At 61.9% G+C, this 18,070-nt stretch carries 14 protein-coding genes; 5 read left to right on the top strand and 9 right to left on the bottom strand.

Annotated features, from left to right (window positions below; translation table 11 throughout):
* Nucleotides 1–93: 93 nt before the first annotated feature.
* From WDU96_RS06965 to uvrA, 5 genes are all read right to left on the bottom strand, one after another.
* A complete protein-coding gene (locus WDU96_RS06965; RefSeq protein WP_337337782.1) occupies nt 94–720 on the bottom strand; it encodes a superoxide dismutase in 627 nt (208 codons plus the stop codon).
* Nucleotides 721–840: 120 nt separating this feature from the next.
* Entirely contained in the window at nt 841–1,818 is a 978-nt protein-coding gene (gene whiA / locus WDU96_RS06960; RefSeq protein ID WP_337337781.1) for a DNA-binding protein WhiA, read from the bottom strand.
* A gap of 57 nt (nt 1,819–1,875) precedes the next feature.
* A complete protein-coding gene (gene rapZ, locus WDU96_RS06955) occupies nt 1,876–2,757 on the bottom strand; it encodes an RNase adapter RapZ (RefSeq protein ID WP_337337780.1) in 882 nt (293 codons plus the stop codon).
* 21 nt (nt 2,758–2,778) lie between these two features.
* Entirely contained in the window at nt 2,779–4,695 is a 1,917-nt protein-coding gene (gene uvrC, locus WDU96_RS06950) for an excinuclease ABC subunit UvrC (RefSeq protein ID WP_420063942.1), read from the bottom strand.
* A gap of 2 nt (nt 4,696–4,697) precedes the next feature.
* The gene (gene uvrA / locus WDU96_RS06945) at nt 4,698–7,595 is read right to left on the bottom strand and encodes an excinuclease ABC subunit UvrA (protein ID WP_337337779.1); all 2,898 of its coding nucleotides are present in this window, start codon (nt 7,593–7,595) and stop codon (nt 4,698–4,700) included.
* Between the two features lie 96 nt (nt 7,596–7,691).
* Here uvrA and WDU96_RS06940 point away from each other — a divergent pair, with 96 nt between their 5' ends.
* Nucleotides 7,692–7,961, top strand: coding sequence for a hypothetical protein (locus WDU96_RS06940; protein WP_337337778.1), 270 nt, complete (start codon nt 7,692–7,694; stop codon nt 7,959–7,961).
* A 24-nt stretch (nt 7,962–7,985) separates the two neighbouring features.
* Here WDU96_RS06940 and uvrB read toward each other — a convergent pair whose 3' ends face one another.
* Nucleotides 7,986–10,067: an excinuclease ABC subunit UvrB gene (uvrB, locus tag WDU96_RS06935; protein ID WP_337337777.1), complete on the bottom strand. Its 2,082-nt coding sequence runs from the start codon at nt 10,065–10,067 to the stop codon at nt 7,986–7,988.
* A 48-nt stretch (nt 10,068–10,115) separates the two neighbouring features.
* The gene (coaE, locus tag WDU96_RS06930; RefSeq protein ID WP_337338402.1) at nt 10,116–10,718 is read right to left on the bottom strand and encodes a dephospho-CoA kinase; all 603 of its coding nucleotides are present in this window, start codon (nt 10,716–10,718) and stop codon (nt 10,116–10,118) included.
* A 403-nt stretch (nt 10,719–11,121) separates the two neighbouring features.
* Between coaE and WDU96_RS06925 the strand changes: the two genes are divergently transcribed.
* On the top strand, nt 11,122–11,895 hold the full coding sequence (locus tag WDU96_RS06925; protein ID WP_337337776.1) for a response regulator transcription factor: 774 nt from the start codon (nt 11,122–11,124) through the stop codon (nt 11,893–11,895).
* Nucleotides 11,896–12,135: 240 nt separating this feature from the next.
* On the opposite strand, the gene rpsA is transcribed toward WDU96_RS06925, so the two are convergent.
* Both rpsA and WDU96_RS06915 read right to left on the bottom strand, forming a co-directional pair.
* Nucleotides 12,136–13,596 carry a 30S ribosomal protein S1 gene (gene rpsA / locus WDU96_RS06920; RefSeq protein WP_337337775.1) on the bottom strand — a complete coding sequence of 487 codons (1,461 nt, stop codon included), beginning with the start codon at nt 13,594–13,596 and terminating at the stop codon, nt 12,136–12,138.
* A gap of 198 nt (nt 13,597–13,794) precedes the next feature.
* Nucleotides 13,795–15,321: an MFS transporter gene (locus tag WDU96_RS06915; RefSeq protein WP_337337774.1), complete on the bottom strand. Its 1,527-nt coding sequence runs from the start codon at nt 15,319–15,321 to the stop codon at nt 13,795–13,797.
* Between the two features lie 128 nt (nt 15,322–15,449).
* Here WDU96_RS06915 and WDU96_RS06910 point away from each other — a divergent pair, with 128 nt between their 5' ends.
* The 3 genes from WDU96_RS06910 (at nt 15,450) to WDU96_RS06900 (ending at nt 18,063) form a co-directional block, all read left to right on the top strand.
* Entirely contained in the window at nt 15,450–16,493 is a 1,044-nt protein-coding gene (locus tag WDU96_RS06910) for an aggregation-promoting factor C-terminal-like domain-containing protein (protein WP_337337773.1), read from the top strand.
* Nucleotides 16,494–16,571: 78 nt separating this feature from the next.
* The gene (locus WDU96_RS06905; RefSeq protein ID WP_337337772.1) at nt 16,572–16,982 is read left to right on the top strand and encodes a DUF3054 domain-containing protein; all 411 of its coding nucleotides are present in this window, start codon (nt 16,572–16,574) and stop codon (nt 16,980–16,982) included.
* Between the two features lie 97 nt (nt 16,983–17,079).
* A complete protein-coding gene (locus WDU96_RS06900; RefSeq protein WP_337337771.1) occupies nt 17,080–18,063 on the top strand; it encodes an FUSC family protein in 984 nt (327 codons plus the stop codon).
* Nucleotides 18,064–18,070: the final 7 nt, after the last annotated feature.

Here is an 18,070-nt window from a genome sequence, read left to right as displayed (position 1 = left end):
GAGATGTGTCGTGCGCGTGTGCGCGGTTTAGTGCGATTCAGACTATGGACATCGGCGTCCCGGCAGGCATACCCGCCGGGACGCCCACGCTTGCTACGACAGTACCAGCAGGCCTGCAGTCTTCTCACGGGCGGTGGTGAAGCGCGACTGAACGTTGCCCCAGTCGGCAATGTTCCAGAACGCCTTGACGTAGTCCGCTCGCACGTTCTTGTAGTCGAGGTAGTACGCGTGCTCCCAGACGTCGAGAAGCAACAGCGGCACGGAGCCAGCCGCGAACTGGGACTGCTGGTCGAAGAACTGCTGGATGATCAGGTTCTCCCCGATCGAGTCCCAGAACAGGCCCGCCCAGCCTGAACCCTGAACGCCCAACGCGGCCGCGGTGAAGTGTGCTTGGAACTTGTCGAATGAGCCAAAGTGGTCATCGATCGCCGACGCCAGGTCACCGGTCGGCTTGTCGCCACCGTTTGGCGAGAGGTTGGTCCAGAAAATCGAGTGGTTGGTGTGCCCGCCCAGGTTGAAGGCGAGGTCCTTCTCTAGTTTGTTGACGTAAGCGAAGTTGCCGCTTTCACGGGCTTCAGCGAGCTGCTCAAGTGCGGTGTTTGCGCCGGTTACGTACGCCTGGTGGTGCTTCGAGTGATGCAACTCCATGATCGACGCACTGATGTGAGGCGCCAGCGCGGAGTAGTCATAGGTGAGCTCGGGCAACGTGTAGGAGGCCATGTTCTCTCTTCCGATCGATGCCGCGCCGAAACTCCCGGACGCGGCGGGGTGTCGGTCCCATCCTAGTGACGCACAAGGCCTGACTGGCAGGGGTTGCGATACTTCGTCACATGTGATGGATCAGTCTTCGATACCAGCGGGAACAGCGGATTCCGTACCAGGCAGACCTTCAGCGTCGGCCTTCTTGTCGGCCATCGCCAACAGGCGGCGGATGCGACCCGCGACGGCGTCTTTCGTGAGCGGCGGGTCAGCGTGGTGGCCTAGTTCGTCGAGACTTGCGTCACGGTGTGCAAGGCGCAGATCGCCAGCTTCACGCAGGTGGTCGGGAATTTCGTCGCCCAGGATCTCCATTGCCCGCTCCACGCGCGCGCACGCGGCGACCGCGGCCTGTGCGGAGCGGCGCAGATTGGCATCATCGAAGTTCACCAAGCGGTTCACGCCAGCGCGAACCTCGCGGCGCTGGCGAAGCTGGTCCCACTGACTCGCTGCATGCTCGGCGCCCATTGCAGACAGGGCGGCACGAATTGCTTCAGCTTCGCGCACGACAACGCGCGGCACCGCGCGCACCTCTCGTGCTTTTGCTGCCACACCGATGCGGTGGCCCGCGCCCACGAGAGCCATGGCAGCTTCCGATGAGGGGCAGGTGATTTCGAGCGCCGCTGAGCGGCCAGGGTCGCTCAGCGAGCCTGCCGCGAGAAACGCGCCGCGCCACACCGCCGTCAGGTCGCCACGCGACCCGGTGGTGAGCTTGTTGGGAAGCCCGCGCACGGGCCGTCGGCGCTGGTCGAGAAGGCCCGTTTGACGAGCAAGGGTTTCGCCACCCTCGATGACGCGGACCGCGTATGAACTGCCTACACGACCACCAGAGCCCTGCACGAGAACCAATTCAGGGCGAACACCGTAAAGTTCGACCAGCTCACGAGCGGTACGGCGTGCCAGCAGGTCAGAGTCCAGCTCTGCTTCGACCGCTACCCGATTCGCGATGGAGTGCAGTCCGCCAGAGAAACGGAGCAACGCGGTGAGCTCCGCAACCCGAGCTGTCGGGCGCGGGTCGCGCACGCTAATCAGCTCAGCCTTTACATCAGCGGTCAACGACAACGGATCTCCTTGCGGTTCAGTCTTAGGGACGATCGTCCAGCCTACTCGCGCAATGGCTCATTCACGTCCCAGATCGCGATCCTTCACCCGGACCGTGACCTCGGGAACCGAATCCAACCGCGCGGCCAACTGCCGAGCCATAACGACCGAGCGGTGTTTGCCGCCGGTGCATCCAATCGCAACCACAGAATGACGCTTGTTCTCACGCTGGTAGCCGTCAAGCACCGGATGCAGCGCTTGCGCGTACGCATCGATGAACTCTTCGGCACCCGTCTGCGCCATCACGAACTCACGCACCGTTTCGTCTTTGCCCGTGAGCGAACGCAACGATTCGGTCCAGAACGGATTCGGCAGAAACCGCATGTCAGCGACCATGTCCGCGTCGGGCGGCATGCCGTATTTGAAGCCGAAGCTCAAAATGGTGACCGTGTGCCGCGCAGCACCCTTCATGGTGAACAGTTCGGCGACCTCGGTTGAAAGCTGATGAATGTTGCGCGACGACGTGTCGATAATGACGTCTGCGCTCTCACGCATGGGTGCGAGCACCTCGCGCTCGCGGTGGATCCCATCGACGATGGTCCCGTCGCCCTGCAGCGGGTGCGGGCGGCGCACCGACTCGAACCGACGCACCAGCACCTCGTCTGAAGCATCCAGGAACATCATTCTTGTCTGGCGGCGCTCGCGCAATGCTTCGAGCGCAGCCGGCAGCTCAGCGAAGAGGTCGCGACCGCGCACATCGACCACCACCGCCACTCGTGGCAGCGCTCCACCTGCAAGCTCGGTGAGGTCCATGAGGGGGCGCATCATCTGAGGCGGCAGGTTGTCGACCACATACCAACCGAGATCCTCAAGCGCATTGGCCGCAGTTGAACGGCCCGCGCCAGACATGCCAGTGACAATGAGCACTTCACCTGCGTCTTGTCGCTGTGTTTCAGTCATGCGCGCCTCATGGCAACCACCCTACCCATCTGTCAGATGGGTGCGAATCGCCGCCGCGAGCGACGGACCAATTCCGGGTAGCGCAACGATCTCTTCTTCAGAGGCGCGCTTGAGCGCCGCGACCGAACCGAAGTGACGCAAGAGTGCTTTGATGCGAGCTTCGCCGAGCCCTGGCACCTCGGCCAGCACGCTCTGAATGTCGCGGCGTCGGCGTTTGCGCTGATGGGTGATGGCAAATCGGTGCGCCTCGTCGCGCAGACGCTGCAGCAGGTAGAGGGCTTCTGAGGTACGCGGCAAGATGACCGGATACTCTTCACCGGGCAGCCAGACCTCCTCCAGACGCTTCGCGATGCCACACAGGGCAATCTCTTCATGCCCGGCGTTTCGCAGGGCGCGCGCCGCGGCGGCAACTTGAGGCTGACCGCCATCGACGACGAGCAGCTGCGGTGGGTAGGCAAAGCGAGGCTTTCTACGCTCGGTCACGACCGTGCCGTCGTCATTGACGGTCTCTGCGGCCGTCTCGGGCTCGGGCCGATCCAGATAAGCGAGGCGACGCGTCAGCACCTGGCCGATGGAGTCGGTGTCGTCTGTTGTCTCGGCGATCGAGAACGAGCGGTACTGATCTTTGCGTGGCAGCCCGTCTTCGAACACAACCATCGATGCGACGACGTTCGTTCCGCTCAAGTGTGAGACGTCGTAGCACTCAATTCGCAGCGGGGCGTCTGGGAGGCCCAGAGCATTCTGCAGGTCAGTGAGCCCCTGGGTGCGAGCCACGTAGTCACTCGTACGGCGAGTCTTGTGAATCATCAGCGCCTGCCGGGCGTTGAGGGCCGCGGTGCGCATCAAATCAGCTTTCTGCCCGCGTTGCGCGACCTGAATGGTCACTTTTTTGCCGCGACGCTCTTGAAGCCACTGCTCGAGATCCCCCGTATCATCGGGGAGCGCCGGCACGAGCACTTGGCGTGGCACCTCTGACCCGCGAGCAGTGCCGTACGTGCGCTGCAGAATCTGGTCGACGAGCTCACCGCCGCTGATGTCGAGTTCTTTCTCGATCGTCGTCGCGCGCACCGCGCGCACCCGTCCGCCTCTGATGACGAAGTGCTGCACCGCCGCCGCAAGTTCGTCTTCAGCGATACCGAACAGGTCGACGTCGATGTCGTCGTCGAGCACCAGCGCGCTCTTGCTGAGCACAGCGTCTATTGCCTGCAGCCGGTCGCGATAGCGCGCGGCGGCTTCATAATCCATTGCCGCTGATGACTCGCGCATTCGAGTCGTCAACTCTTTGGCGAATCTCTGGTCGCCTCCAGACATGAACGCCATGAAATCGTTGACGATCGCACGATGTTCTTCAACACTCACTTTGCCCGAGCATGGGCCGCCGCATCGACCGATCTGTCCGGGAAAACAGGGGCGGCCGGTGGCCATCGCTTTCTTGTACGACGCATCGCTGCAGGTGCGAATGGGAAAGACTTTGATCATCAGGTCGATCGTGTCGTGCACCGCCCACACCTTCGGGTACGGACCGAAATATCGAGCCCCTGCGATGCGACGGTTGCGCGTGACGATCACGCGCGGCGCTTCATCGGCGAGCGTGATCGCCATAAAGGGATACGACTTGTCGTCTTTGTAGCGCACGTTGAACGGTGGATCGAACTCTTTGATCCACATGTATTCAAGCTGCAACGAGTCAATGTCACTATCGACGACAGTCCACTCGACCGACGCTGCCGTCGTGACCATGCGCCGAGTGCGCTCGTGCAGAGTATGTAGCGGCGCAAAATAGTTCGACAGTCTCGAGCGAAGATTCTTAGCCTTGCCGACGTAGAGCACTCGTCCCTCGGCATCGCGAAACCGATAGACACCCGGGTTCGTAGGAATCTCGCCCTGCTTCGGCTTGTAGGCAAGTTCCGGACGAGCAATGCCGCCAGTGGATGCCACGGCTAGCCAGCCTTGCGGGCGGGCACCGTGCCGAGCACCTCCGCCAAGAACGAACCAGTGTGGCTGGCTTCGACACGCGAGACCTGCTCGGGCGTACCGGTGGCTACGACCTGACCTCCACCGGAGCCGCCTTCGGGGCCGAGATCGATCACCCAGTCAGCTGACTTGATGACATCGAGGCTGTGCTCGATGACGATAACCGTATTGCCCTTGTCTACGAGGCTGTTCAAGACCTCAAGCAACCGAGCGACGTCCTCGAAATGGAGCCCTGTTGTCGGTTCGTCGAGCACATAGATGCTACGACCGTTGGATCGGCGCTGCAGCTCGGTCGCGAGCTTGACTCGCTGTGCTTCTCCACCCGACAGGGTTGTTGCCGACTGACCTAGTCGCACGTACCCCAACCCGACATCCACAAGCGTCTTCAAGTAGCGGTGAATCGCTTGGATAGGTTCGAAGAACTCGGCCGCTTCTGCAATCGGCATTTCGAGCACTTCGGCAATGTTCTTGCCCTTGTAGTGCACAGAGAGAGTGTCACGGTTGTATCGCTTGCCATGGCACACCTCGCAATCGACGTAAACGTCGGGCAAGAAGTTCATCTCGATCTTGATCGTGCCGTCACCAGAGCATGCGTCACAACGCCCGCCCTTTACATTGAAGCTGAAGCGTCCTGGCTGGTAGCCGCGCACCTTCGCCTCTGGCGTCTCACTGAACAATGTGCGCACCCGATCGAAAACGCCCGTGTAGGTGGCGGGGTTCGATCGCGGCGTGCGTCCGATGGGTGCCTGGTCGACGTGCACGACCTTGTCGAGGTTGTCGAGACCAGTGACGCGAGTGTGCTTGCCCGCAACTCGACGGGCGCCGTTGAGACGGTTCGCGAGCACTTCGTAGAGGATGCCGTTGACGAGCGATGACTTGCCCGAGCCGCTCACCCCGGTCACTGCCGTGAGCACACCAAGAGGAAAGTTCACCGTGACGTCGCGAAGGTTGTTCTCTCGCGCGCCGACGACCGAGATCTGACGCTGTTTGTCGATCTTGCGCCGCTTCTTTGGCGTGGGAATCGAGCGACGGCCGGCGAGGTAGTCCCCCGTGATCGACTCTGGATCTTCGAGCAGCTCCGACAACGGCCCAGAATGCACCACGTGACCGCCATCGACACCCGCGCGCGGACCGATGTCAACAACCCAGTCCGCTGCATGAATGGTCTCTTCGTCGTGCTCTACAACGATGAGCGTGTTGCCCAGATCACGCAACTTGATGAGCGTGTCGATGAGGCGGCGGTTGTCGCGTTGATGCAAACCGATCGATGGCTCATCGAGCACGTACAGCACGCCCGTGAGGCCCGATCCGATCTGTGTCGCCAATCGAATGCGCTGCGCCTCGCCACCCGAAAGCGATCCGGCGGCGCGGCTCAGACTGAGATAGCTCAACCCAACCTGAAGCAGGAAGTCGAGGCGCGCGCGGATCTCGCGCAGCACCTGGGCACCGATCTTCGCCTCGCGAGGTGTCAGTTCCAATTGAGCAAAGTAGGCCTGCGCATCAGCGAGGCTCATGCGTGATGCCTCAGCGATCGAGTGCTCGTGCACCTTGACGGCGAGCACTTCAGGCTTGAGCCGGTCGCCGTCGCAATCCGAGCACGGCACCTCACGCAGGTACGCAGCCCAGCGCTGGCGCTGCGTGTCGCTTTCGGCCTGCAGATACTGGCGTTCGATGTACGGCACGACGCCTTCAAACCCAGAGGCGTAGCGCATCTCGCGGCCGTAGCGGTTCTTCCACTTCACGGTCACTTTGTAGTTCTCGCCGCGCAGCACAGCGTCTTGCACGTCAACGCGCAGATCTTGCCAGGGGGTGTCGAGCGAAAAGTTGAGGTCGCGAGCGAGGCCTTCGAGCAGTCGTTCGTAGTACTGGAACAGTCCCTTGCCCTGGGTCGTCCACGGAATCAGCACACCGTCGCGGATGGAGAGCGACTCGTCTCCCAGCATCAGTTCGACATCCACCGACATGCGCGTACCCAAGCCTGAACACGTGGGACAGGCTCCGAAAGGTGCGTTGAATGAGAACGTGCGCGGCTCGATCTCAGTGAGCTGCAGCGGGTGCCCGTTCGGGCAGGCAAGCTTCTCTGAGAACGACTGCCACGCGGCATCCCCCTCTTCGTCCACGAAATTCACTTGCACCACACCACCGGCGAGGTTGAGTGCAGTCTCGACGGAATCCGTCACCCTGCTCAAGATGTCGTCGCTTGCCACCAAACGGTCGACCACGACGGCGATGTCGTGCTTGTAGCTCTTCTTGAGCGTCGGGGGCTCTGCGAGCTGAATGAGATCGCCATCGACCACTGCGCGCGCGAATCCTTTGGCGGCGAGCTCTTTGAAGAGGTCGACGAACTCGCCCTTCTTCTGTGTGACAACGGGTGCGACGACTTGGTAGCGCGTGCGCTCAGGCAGTTCCATGAGCTGGTCTGCGATCTGCTGCACGGTCTGCCGCTGAATGACTTCGCCGCACTGCGGGCAGTGCGGAATACCGATGCGCGCCCACAGCAGTCGCATGTAGTCGTGAATCTCGGTGATCGTTCCAACAGTGGAGCGCGGGTTGCGGTTGGTCGACTTCTGGTCGATCGAAACCGCCGGGCTCAATCCCTCGATGAAGTCAACGTCTGGTCGATCGACCTGGCCGAGAAACTGTCGCGCATAGGCGCTGAGCGATTCGACGTAACGCCGTTGTCCTTCGGCGAAGATCGTGTCGAACGCGAGACTCGACTTTCCCGACCCCGAAAGGCCGGTGAACACGACGAGCGAATCACGCGGGATATCGAGATCGATGTCTTTGAGGTTATGAACGCGGGCGCCGCGAACGCTGAGCTTTCCGCTCGTGTTTCCGGGGATATCGACAGGCACAATAGGCACCAGTCAAGTGTAGGCGGGGCCTCCGACACTGGCGTCGATGGCGCCGCTCTCGGTGTGCTGTGCTACACCACACCAATCGTTCGTAGACTGACGAGTATGAGCGAATCGGATGCTGCCGCTGAGAACCCCACGTCGCTTCGCGAACGTGTGCGTGCAGCGGGTGGCTGGTATGCGTGGGTTAACGCCTCGTTGATTCGCATGGGCGGGCCGGCATCGGTGGGGCCGTATGAGAAGACTCCCCCTCCGAGCGAAGCGCAGCGCGCTGAACGCCCGTGCCCGCTGTGCGGAGCACCTATCACAGCGCATGCTTTCGACCGATCGCGCGACAAGCCCGTCATGGTGTGCCCCAGGGCAAGCGCGCATTGAAGTGCGCCGCGAACACGCACAACGTCAGGCGTGGCCCGCGCGTTCCATCGCGCGCAATTCCTTCTTCAGATCTTGCACCTCGTCGCGCAGCCGAGCAGCGAGTTCGAATTTCAACTCACTAGCAGCGGCCAACATCTGATCGCTCAGGTCGGCGATCGTCGCTTCCAGCTGTTGCGCACCCTCCGCGGCGATTCCCTCGCGCTTCAACCGCGGCGTCGGCGACTTGCCCTTGCCCGACTTGGCGCGGGCAGAATCCTTGCGCGATAGCAATTCTTGGGTATCGGAGGCTTCGCGCGCCAGCACTTCAGTGATGTCAGCGATCTTCTTGCGCAGCGGCTGGGGGTCAATGCCGCGCTCAAGGTTGTAGGCAATCTGCTTCTCGCGGCGGCGATCTGTCTCTTCGATCGCCTTCGCCATCGAGTCGGTGACTCGATCGGCATACATATGCACCTCACCCGAAACGTTTCGCGCGGCACGGCCTATCGTTTGAATCAACGATGTTCCGCTGCGCAAGAACCCCTCTTTGTCAGCATCCAGAATCGCCACCAACGAGACCTCGGGCAGATCGAGACCTTCACGAAGCAGGTTGATACCGACGAGCACGTCGTAGACCCCGGCGCGCAATTCGCTGAGCAGCTCAACGCGACGCAACGTGTCAACGTCGGAGTGCAGGTAGCGCACCCGTACGCCATGCTCGCCCAAGAAGTCAGTGAGCTCTTCGGCCATCTTCTTGGTGAGCGTCGTGACGAGTACGCGTTCATCGCGCTGCGCGCGCATTCTGATCTCTTCGAGCAGATCGTCGATCTGTCCCTTGGAGGGTTTGATGATGATGCGGGGATCTACAAGACCGGTCGGCCTGATGATCTGTTCTACGACGCCGTCAGCGATACCCATCTCGTAGCGGCCGGGCGTGGCAGACAGATACACCGTTTGACCCACGCGCTCTTTGAACTCGTCCCACCGCAGTGGTCGGTTGTCCATTGCGCTCGGCAACCGGAAGCCATGCTCGACCAGCGTGCGCTTTCGTGATGCGTCTCCCTCGTACATGGCGCCGATCTGGGGAACGGTGGCGTGCGACTCGTCGATCACCATCAAGAAGTCGTCTGGAAAGAAGTCCAGCAGGGTATGGGGTGGCTCACCGGCCGCGCGACCGTCCATGTGACGCGAATAGTTCTCAATTCCCGAGCAGAAACCGAGCTGTTGCAGCATCTCAAGATCGAACGACGTTCGCATGCGCAGGCGCTGCGCTTCGAGCAGCTTGTTCTGCCGCTCTAGATCCGCCAGTCGTTCGATCAGTTCTTCTTCAATAGTGCCGATAGCGCGTTGCACGGTGTCATTGCCCGCGACGTAGTGAGAGGCGGGAAAAATCGGCACGGCATCGGGCTTTTGAATCACGTCACCCGTGAGCGGGTGCAGCATGTAGAGCGCTTCGATCTCATCGCCGAAGAGTTCAATGCGGATCGCGTACTCCTCGTACACCGGAATGATCTCGATTGTGTCGCCACGCACACGGAAGTTGCCGCGCGAGAAATCAACGTCATTGCGGTTGTACTGCATCGCGATGAACTTGCGAATCAGCGCATCACGGTCGTAGCGCTCGCCCGTCTGCAACGCGACCATCGCGCGCATGTACTCTTCGGGCGCTCCGAGTCCATAGATACAGGAGACGGTGCTCACCACGACCACATCACGACGGCTCAACAGCGAGTTTGTCGTCGAGTGGCGAAGCCGCTCAACTTCAGCGTTCACCGACGAGTCTTTCTCGATGAACGTATCAGTCTGCGGGACGTATGCCTCGGGTTGGTAGTAGTCGTAGTAGCTGACGAAGTACTCCACCGCGTTGTTCGGCATCAGCTCGCGAAACTCATTGGCCAGTTGCGCGGCGAGAGTCTTGTTGTGAGCGAGCACCAGCGTAGGACGCTGCACCGCTTCGACAAGCCACGCGGTCGTCGCTGACTTTCCGGTACCGGTTGCGCCCAACAAGACGACATCAGTTTCGCCCGCGTTGATGCGGCCAGCAAGATCGGCAATCGCTGCCGGCTGATCGCCTGAGGGTTCAAACTCGCTGACGACCTCGAATGGCCGGACGGATCGAGTAGGTTGCATCACTCAAGCGTACGTGTGGTCGCCGACACCGGAGTCGATCCGGTGTGATCACGCCGACGCGGTCAACTGGTTCCAGACCTGCGCGACTTGCGCCGCGGTTGCCTCCATCGTGCCGCTGGTGTCTACAACGACGTCGGCGATTGCGAGTCGAGCGTCATCTGACACCTGCGAATTGATTCGTGCATCAGCCGCGGCTTCACTCATGCCTCGTTGAACGATCAGTCGTTGCCGCCGCATGGGGGCGGGAGCGTGCGCGACGATCACGAGATCCCATGGCTCCTCGATTCTGGTCTCGGCCAGCAGGGGCACGTCGTAGACCACGATCGCATCAGGGCTCTGGGCGAAGGCTGCCTTGAACTGGCGAGCTGCCTCGGTGCGTACCGCTGGGTGCACGATCTCGTTCAGCCGCGCGACCGCGTCGGGGTCGCCGAACACGGCCGCGCCGAGACGGGCACGATCGAGAGTCCCATCGACGTTGATCATCTCGTCGCCGAACTCTTCAGCGATTCGGGTGAGCACGGGTGCCCCCGGCTGTTGCACATCTCGCACGATCTGATCGGCGTCGACGATAATCGCGCCACGCTCTCTGAGAAAGCGTGCGATCGTCGATTTTCCCGATGCGATTCCGCCGGTGAGCGCCACAATAGCCATGAAACGAGAATGCCACGAGATGCCACCGGGGCGAACCTTGGCATCTCCTAAGTCGTTCTTGAGGCCCACCTGAGGAAGCCACACTAACGTCGTACACACCCGAAAAACCACACGAACCCGCACCTGCGTGTCTGGGGAGGCGGACGATGGCCACCGAGATTGGCAGAACAGCACCGGTGTCACTCGTCACCAACAGATCGCGTTGCACACCCGCACTGCAACCCGAGCGAGTTCGTGGGCGTGGCGGGGCGACCTATCTTGGGGATACCGTCGCCCCGACCACGCGTTCGAAGCGAGCTTCGCAGTGAACGGCGCACGCGGCATGTTCGAAACAGCGTTCTGGGGTAACATGACCGAGGTTCCGGCAAGACTTCTTTCCCTGCCGCAACGGGAGGGTTTTTCTGTGGACGAAGCGCGAATCGCTGTCGTCGTCGAAGACGAAGACGATATTCGAGCCTTGCTGACAGCTGTGCTCGAGCAGGCCGGGTTTGATGTTCACGGTGCGGCGAACGCGACCCACGGCCTAGAGCTTGTGCGCGCACACAATCCGCTCGTCACCACACTCGACGTGAATATGCCCGGGATGGACGGCTTCGAGGCAGCTAAGCGCATTCGGGCGGAGTCTTCAACGTACATCGTGATGTTGAGCGCTCGCACCGAAGAAATCGATGCACTTCAAGGTCTTGAAGCCGGTGCAGACGACTACATCGCGAAGCCGTTTCGGCCTCGCGAGCTGCGAGCCCGAATCGATGCGATGCTGCGTCGACCTCGTCAGCACGCCAGTACCACCGCGGCTGCGAGTTCTGGGGCTGCGACGACCAAGACGGACGACTCAAGCGTCGTGCATGAGCATCGTGGACTGGTGCTCAATGAATCCACGCGTGTCGTGACGCGAGACGGCGACGACCTCGAATTGACGCGCAGCGAGTTCGATATTCTTGCGGATCTTCTGGCTTCCGGAAGAAGAGTGCGAAGCAAGAGCGAATTGGCGCTCATGCTTCGCGGGGAGAATTCCACGGGAGTGGAGTATGTCAGCGAAAGCGACGCGCGCGCTATTGAAGTGCACGTGGCCAACCTTCGTCGCAAGCTGGGCGAGTCACCGGCAGACCCGCGCTGGATAGAGACCGTGCGGGGCGTGGGCTACCGCCTGACCCACCCGGAACCGTCCCCCAGCTGATTCAGCCTGCGCTGTCAGCTTATTCAGCCTGCGCTGTCAGCTGATTCAGCCTGCGCTGTCGACACCTGCCGCCTCGAGCTGCCGCAGCAGATCATCGCGTGCGTCGCGCAAGAACGCGAGCGACCCATCTCATCACCGGCATTGCGGTCGGTTCGCGAGATCTGTCTTGCCCAGGCACCATCGGGAACGAAGAAGGGCCGGAACCCTGCGGTTCCGGCCCTTCAACTCATGCGTTTTGAATCAACGACCTGAGAGCTTCTCACGAAGTGCTGCGAGTGCTTCGTCATCAGCCAGCGTTCCCGCCGAGCTGCTGTCGGTAGCGAAGCCGGCCGGAGCCGAGCTGGTGCTGGTCTCCTTGGGAGCAGCTGCTTCGGCCTCGATGGCCTTGGCAACAGCAGCCTTGTGAGCTTCCCAGCGACCCTGGGCAGCGGCGTACTCTGCTTCCCAAGCGAGACGCTGCTCGTCGAAGCCGTCCTTCCACAGGTTGGTCTCGGCGTCGAACCCCTCGGGGTACTTGTACTCGCCGTTCTCGTCGTATTCCGTAACCATGCCGTACAGGGCCGGGTCGAACTCGGTTCCGTTGGGGTCAACCGACTCGTTGGCCTGCTTGAGCGACAGTGAGATGCGGCGACGCTCGAGGTCGATGTCGATGATCTTGACGAAGACCTCTTCGCCGACCGACACGACCTGCTCAGCGAGTTCAACGTGCTTGCCCGAAAGCTCCGAGATGTGCACGAGACCCTCGATGCCGTCGGCAACACGAACGAACGCGCCGAACGGAACGAGCTTGGTGACCTTGCCCGGTGCAACCTGGCCGATGGCGTGGGTGCGGGCGAAGACCTGCCACGGGTCTTCCTGCGTTGCCTTCAGCGAGAGCGAAACGCGCTCGCGGTCAAGGTCAACCTCAAGAATCTCGACGGTGACTTCCTGACCAACCTCGACGACCTCAGATGCGTGCTCAATGTGCTTCCATGAGAGCTCCGAGACGTGAACGAGACCGTCAACGCCACCGAGGTCGACGAACGCACCGAAGTTGACGATCGACGAGACGGTGCCCTTGCGGACCTGGCCCTTGTGGAGGTTGTTGAGGAACGTGGTGCGCGATTCGGACTGCGTCTGCTCCAGCAGCGCACGACGCGAAAGCACAACGTTGTTGCGGTTCTTGTCGAGCTCGAGGATCTTCGCTTCGATCTCCTGACCGAGGTACGGCGTGAGGTCGCGAACGCGACGAAGCTCGATCAGCGACGCGGGAAGGAACCCACGAAGCCCGATGTCGACGATGAGTCCACCCTTGACGACCTCGATGACCGAACCGGTGACAACACCGTCGGTCTCCTTGATCTTCTCGACGTCTCCCCAGGCACGCTCGTACTGTGCGCGCTTCTTGGAGAGGATGAGGCGGCCTTCTTTGTCTTCCTTCTGAAGAACAAGGGCTTCGACCTCGTCGCCGACCTTGACGACCTCGTTGGGGTCGACGTCGTGCTTGATGGAAAGTTCACGCGAGGGGATGACACCCTCGGTCTTGTAGCCGACGTCGAGAAGAACCTCGTCGCGGTCGATCTTCACGACGGTTCCTTCGATGAGGTCGCCGTCGTTGAAGAACTTAAGAGTCAGTTCGACCGCGGCCAGAAAGTCCTCAGCAGATCCGATGTCGTTGATTGCGACCTGCTTGGTGGCCGGGGCGGTCGTTGCGGTAGTCATGTAGTGGATTGTCCTTGTGGGTTTGGGTGTCAGGCTTCGCCGCGGGCATGGAAATACCTCGAGGTGAAGCGAATGGATTTGATTGCGAGTGTCGCGCGCACTGCGAAAGGCTCATACGCATGACACTTCAGGCTACCAGAATCCTGGCAAGACCTGGGGTCGCACCTCAGTGCGCGTGCCCCGAACGTAGCCCAGCGCTCAGCGGGCCTGCTTACGCGGGCGGCGACCTCGGCGCCGCGACGACATATCAATGAGCCCTATCAAGAAGGCGACCGCGAGAAAAAGAGCCGCTGACAGCATTCCGAAGGCGTATGCGTCGTGGAAAACCACGAGATCTGGCCGCGAACCCGACTCACGATAGATCGTGGCGTAGAACAACGAGATCGCGACCGCGGTGCCGATCGCCGTTCCGATGCGCTGCCCGAGTTGGCCCACTGATCCTGCGACGCCGCCTTGTTTCACCGGAATCTCCGCGAGAGTCAGCGTCTGGTTCGGTGAGATAACGAACCCGCCGCCCAACCCACCCACTGTCATTGTGGCCGCCATCAACCAGGGCATCCACTCTGGAGGGGCCACAAGGGCGATCACCACAAGACCGATCAGCGACACGAGCACCGTGGCGATGCCCGCGACGACGAGCGGTCTGCCGAGTTTGTTGACGAGACTCCCCCCGATCCAAGACGTCACCGCACTCGCGAGCGCGAAACCGATCGTCACCATGCCGGCGTAGACGGGCTCGAGGTCTAGCCCGCCCTGCAGATAGAGCGTGGTGAGCAGAAACATAGAGGGCATGGCTGTGAAGTACGTCGCGACGATCAGAGTGCCGTTGCGATACGAGGTGATGCGGAACAGCTTGAGCGGAATAAGCGGGGCCCGACCGGATGCCTCATAGTGCCGTTCCCACGTGATGAACGACGCGGCGAAGAGCACGAAGACGACGAGTAGCCACCAGCGCAACGGGTTGTCGTCGGGTGAGCCCGTAGTGAACAGGAACGGGAGCATGAGCGACAACACCGCCAGGCCAAACAAGACGATGCCGAACGGATCAAGCGAGAGCGGCTTGCGCGAGCGCTTGTGAAGCTTCGGCAGCAAGAAGATGGCCAACCCAATCGCGATGAGGCCGAGCGGAACGTTCATCCAGAAGATCAGGCGCCACCCGTCAGCCGCACCCCCAACGGCAATCGCGAGTCCGCCAATCGTCGGCCCGAGCGCAGTCGAGATGCCGATGATCGCGCCGAACCGCCCGAAGGCCCTCCCGCGATCTGCGCCACGAAAGAGCTCCTGGATGATGCCCAGCACCTGAGGCATCTGTATGCCCGCAGCTATTCCTTGCACCAGCCGGCCGACCAGCAGAATCTCGATCGTGGGCGCGAGCGCGCACACCAAGCTCATCAGTGTGAACAGACTGAGCCCGACGATGAAAAGGGCGCGCCGCGAACGTTGGTCTCCCAAACGTCCCATCGGCACGAGCACGAGCCCAAAGGCGAGCACGTAGCCCGACACGATAAAGCCGAGCGCCGTCGAGCCTGAGCCGAAAGCGTCTTCGATTGAGGGGAGCGCAACGTTCACCTTGGTGAGATCGAGGATGGTCAGCGCCGCAACCGACACGCACACCCAGAATGCCCGCCACTGGTGCGCATGTGACGGCAGCGGGATCTCACGGGTCTCGGCCGGCGCGCCGGCACCGCTCCGGGTTCGGGGCTGCTGCTGTGTCTCATCGCTCATTGGGAACAGGCTAGACCGCGCTAGGCGGGCGGTGACCGATACACACACCCAGCGTTTACACGGGTAGTGTTCAGGAGGAGTGGGCAGAATCGGCTTCTTGTGCCCGCTCGTGCGGGATGTGAAGCGCCGTGTCATCGGCGCCGACCCTTTATACGGAACTCGGTTACATGCTCTCGAATACCTCTACTGCCCCTGCCCGCACCACTCGGCGTCGCACCGCGATTCTGGCTGCGGGTACCGCTTTTGGAATCATCGCGATCGCCGGACTCGCATCGACCCCCGCGGCATCGGTAGAGGCGTCAAGCGAAACCCCGAGCTTCGCACTCGCGTCGTTCAGCACGTCGGTTGAACCGGTCGTCAATCTGGGTCCCGGTGCAAGCGATGACATCTCGATGGATGCCCGCGCCGCACTGACCGACGCGAATGCAGCAATCGTCGCAGCCGAAGAGCTCTTGGCAGAGATCGAAGAGTCAGATCTCGATCTGGGCGACACCGAACTATCCATCGAAACGTTGGATCTCGAAGCGTCGGCTGAACGTCTCGAAGGCGCCAGCGAGCTGCCTGCTCCGCTTATTCCCGACCTGACCGATGACGTCGCCGCTGAGGCTGACGAAGTGAGCGCCGAGGTCAGCGAGCTGCGAGAGGCATTCGACAAGGCAAAGGCGAAGAAAGCAGCCGAAGAGGCTGCTGAGAAGGCTCGCAAAGAGGCCGAAGCCAAGGCGAAAGCCGCTGCCGAAGCAGCTGCAGCCGCCGAAGCTGCTCAGGCGGCAGAAGCCGCGGCAGCCGTCGCTGAGGAATCGTCGTCAGCATCGTCATCATCGTCATCAACCTCGGTTCCTTCCCCGTCGTACGCGAGCGCAAGCACCAGCGCTGGCGAGGCTCAGGCCATTGCGAAGGGAATGGTCGCGAGCCGTGGCTGGAGCGACGCAGAGTTCGCGTGTCTCGTGTCGCTGTGGAACAAGGAATCAGGTTGGAACTCGCAGGCCCACAACGGCTCAAGCGGTGCCTATGGCATTCCGCAAGCGCTGCCCGGTAGCAAGATGGCCAGCGCCGGCGCCGATTGGCAGACCAACGCGACCACCCAGATCTCGTGGGGACTCGGCTACATCTCGGGTCGCTACGGCACGCCATGTGGCGCGTGGTCGCACTCGCAGTCTGTCGGCTGGTACTGATCTCGGCGCCAGGCGCGATGGACTGAGTCACGCGGCTGAAAAGGTGGCAGGTCGCTGTCGGGCAGAATCGACTGCATCATGAGCACCGATCAATCCGGCAGCCTGCCCATCAGCGCTCGCGCGATTCTGGGCGCGTTTGCTCTCGACGCCGCTTTGGTCGTCACCTTTGCCGCTATCGGACGCGCCAGCCACGACGAAGGTGTGTTGGGCGCGTGGGGGTCGGGCCTGTGGCAAACGGCATGGCCGTTCTTGGCCTCCCTCGCGCTCGGATGGCTCATTTCACGTGCCTGGCTGAACCCCTCACCGCCACTACGCACCGGGCTTCCGGTCTGGGCGATAACGGTGTCCGGTGGCATGCTGCTGCGCGCGGTCAGCGATCAGGGTGTAGCCATGGCCTTCGTGGTCGTCGCGTCAGTCACGTTGCTGGTCTTCTTGGTCGGGTGGCGCGCAGTTGCCGCGTTGGTGCACGTGCGGCGAGCCCAGCACTGACCGGGCTAACCACGCGCCTCAGCCGGCCGCGCTCTACGGTGGATTCATGCGCATGACAAGTGCCCTGCGGGCGAGCCGGCGTGCGCCACTTCTTCAAATGGCAAAGTCCGCGATCGCAACGGCCGCCGCATGGATCATCGCCGGGTGGCTGGTCCCCGGCCAGCCACCGGTCTTCGCTGCGATCGCCGCGCTGCTTGTGGTGCAACCGAGCCTCAATCAGTCGCTCGCCAAAGCGATTGAACGCAGTGTCGGTGTGATCGCAGGCGTGGTGATCGCCTCGACTCTTGGGATCGTCTTCGGCGACGAGACGTGGGTTGTCGTGACAGCCATCGTGATCGCACTGCTACTTGCGTGGGCGCTGAAGATGACCGCCGGCACGGCGAATCAGATCGCGATCAGCGCGATTCTCGTGCTTGCCCTGGCAACGACGTCACCGAGCTATGCGTTCGACCGGATTCTTGAGACACTCATCGGCGCGGTCATTGGCGTCATCGTGAATCTTGCGCTTGTTCCGCCTGTCGTGGTCGCGCCCGCGGCGATCGCCGTGAATGACCTCGGAGCGGAATTGGCAGCATCCCTCGACAGACTTGGCGACGCGCTTCAGCAGGAACAGACCAACGCCAGCCTCGAAGAGCTCTTGCTTACTGCGAGGTTGATGAAGCCGATGAGGGATGCTGCCGAGACCGCAATCGCAGATGGTGCCGAATCGCTGACTCTCAATCCTCGGGCTGGTCGGCATCGCGCTGATCTCACGACCGTTCAAGAGCTGCTTGATCGGTACGGCCCGATCGTGACCCAGGTCATCGGCATGACTCGTGCGTATTACGACCACTATGATCGCGCAATCGCGGAGGATGCTTCGGTGAAGGCGATCTCAGAGCAGTTGCACCGCGCGGCGCACGACGTTCGCCTTGGGCTTGCCAAGGCACGAAACGCCGACGGGGTCTCTGACCTCGCCTCGCCGATTCCGGCGCTCACCGCGCCCCTTGCGATCGTCGCTCCTTCGGAGCATTGGATTCTCGTCGGATCGCTCCTCGAAGATCTGCGGCGCATTCACGACGCACTCGCCGGCCGCAGCTGATCGTCTG

The sequence above is a fragment of the Microbacterium marmarense genome, assembly GCF_037204165.1.
Lineage (GTDB): Bacteria > Actinomycetota > Actinomycetes > Actinomycetales > Microbacteriaceae > Microbacterium > Microbacterium marmarense.
This window is presented reverse-complemented; position numbering and strand designations above follow the sequence as displayed.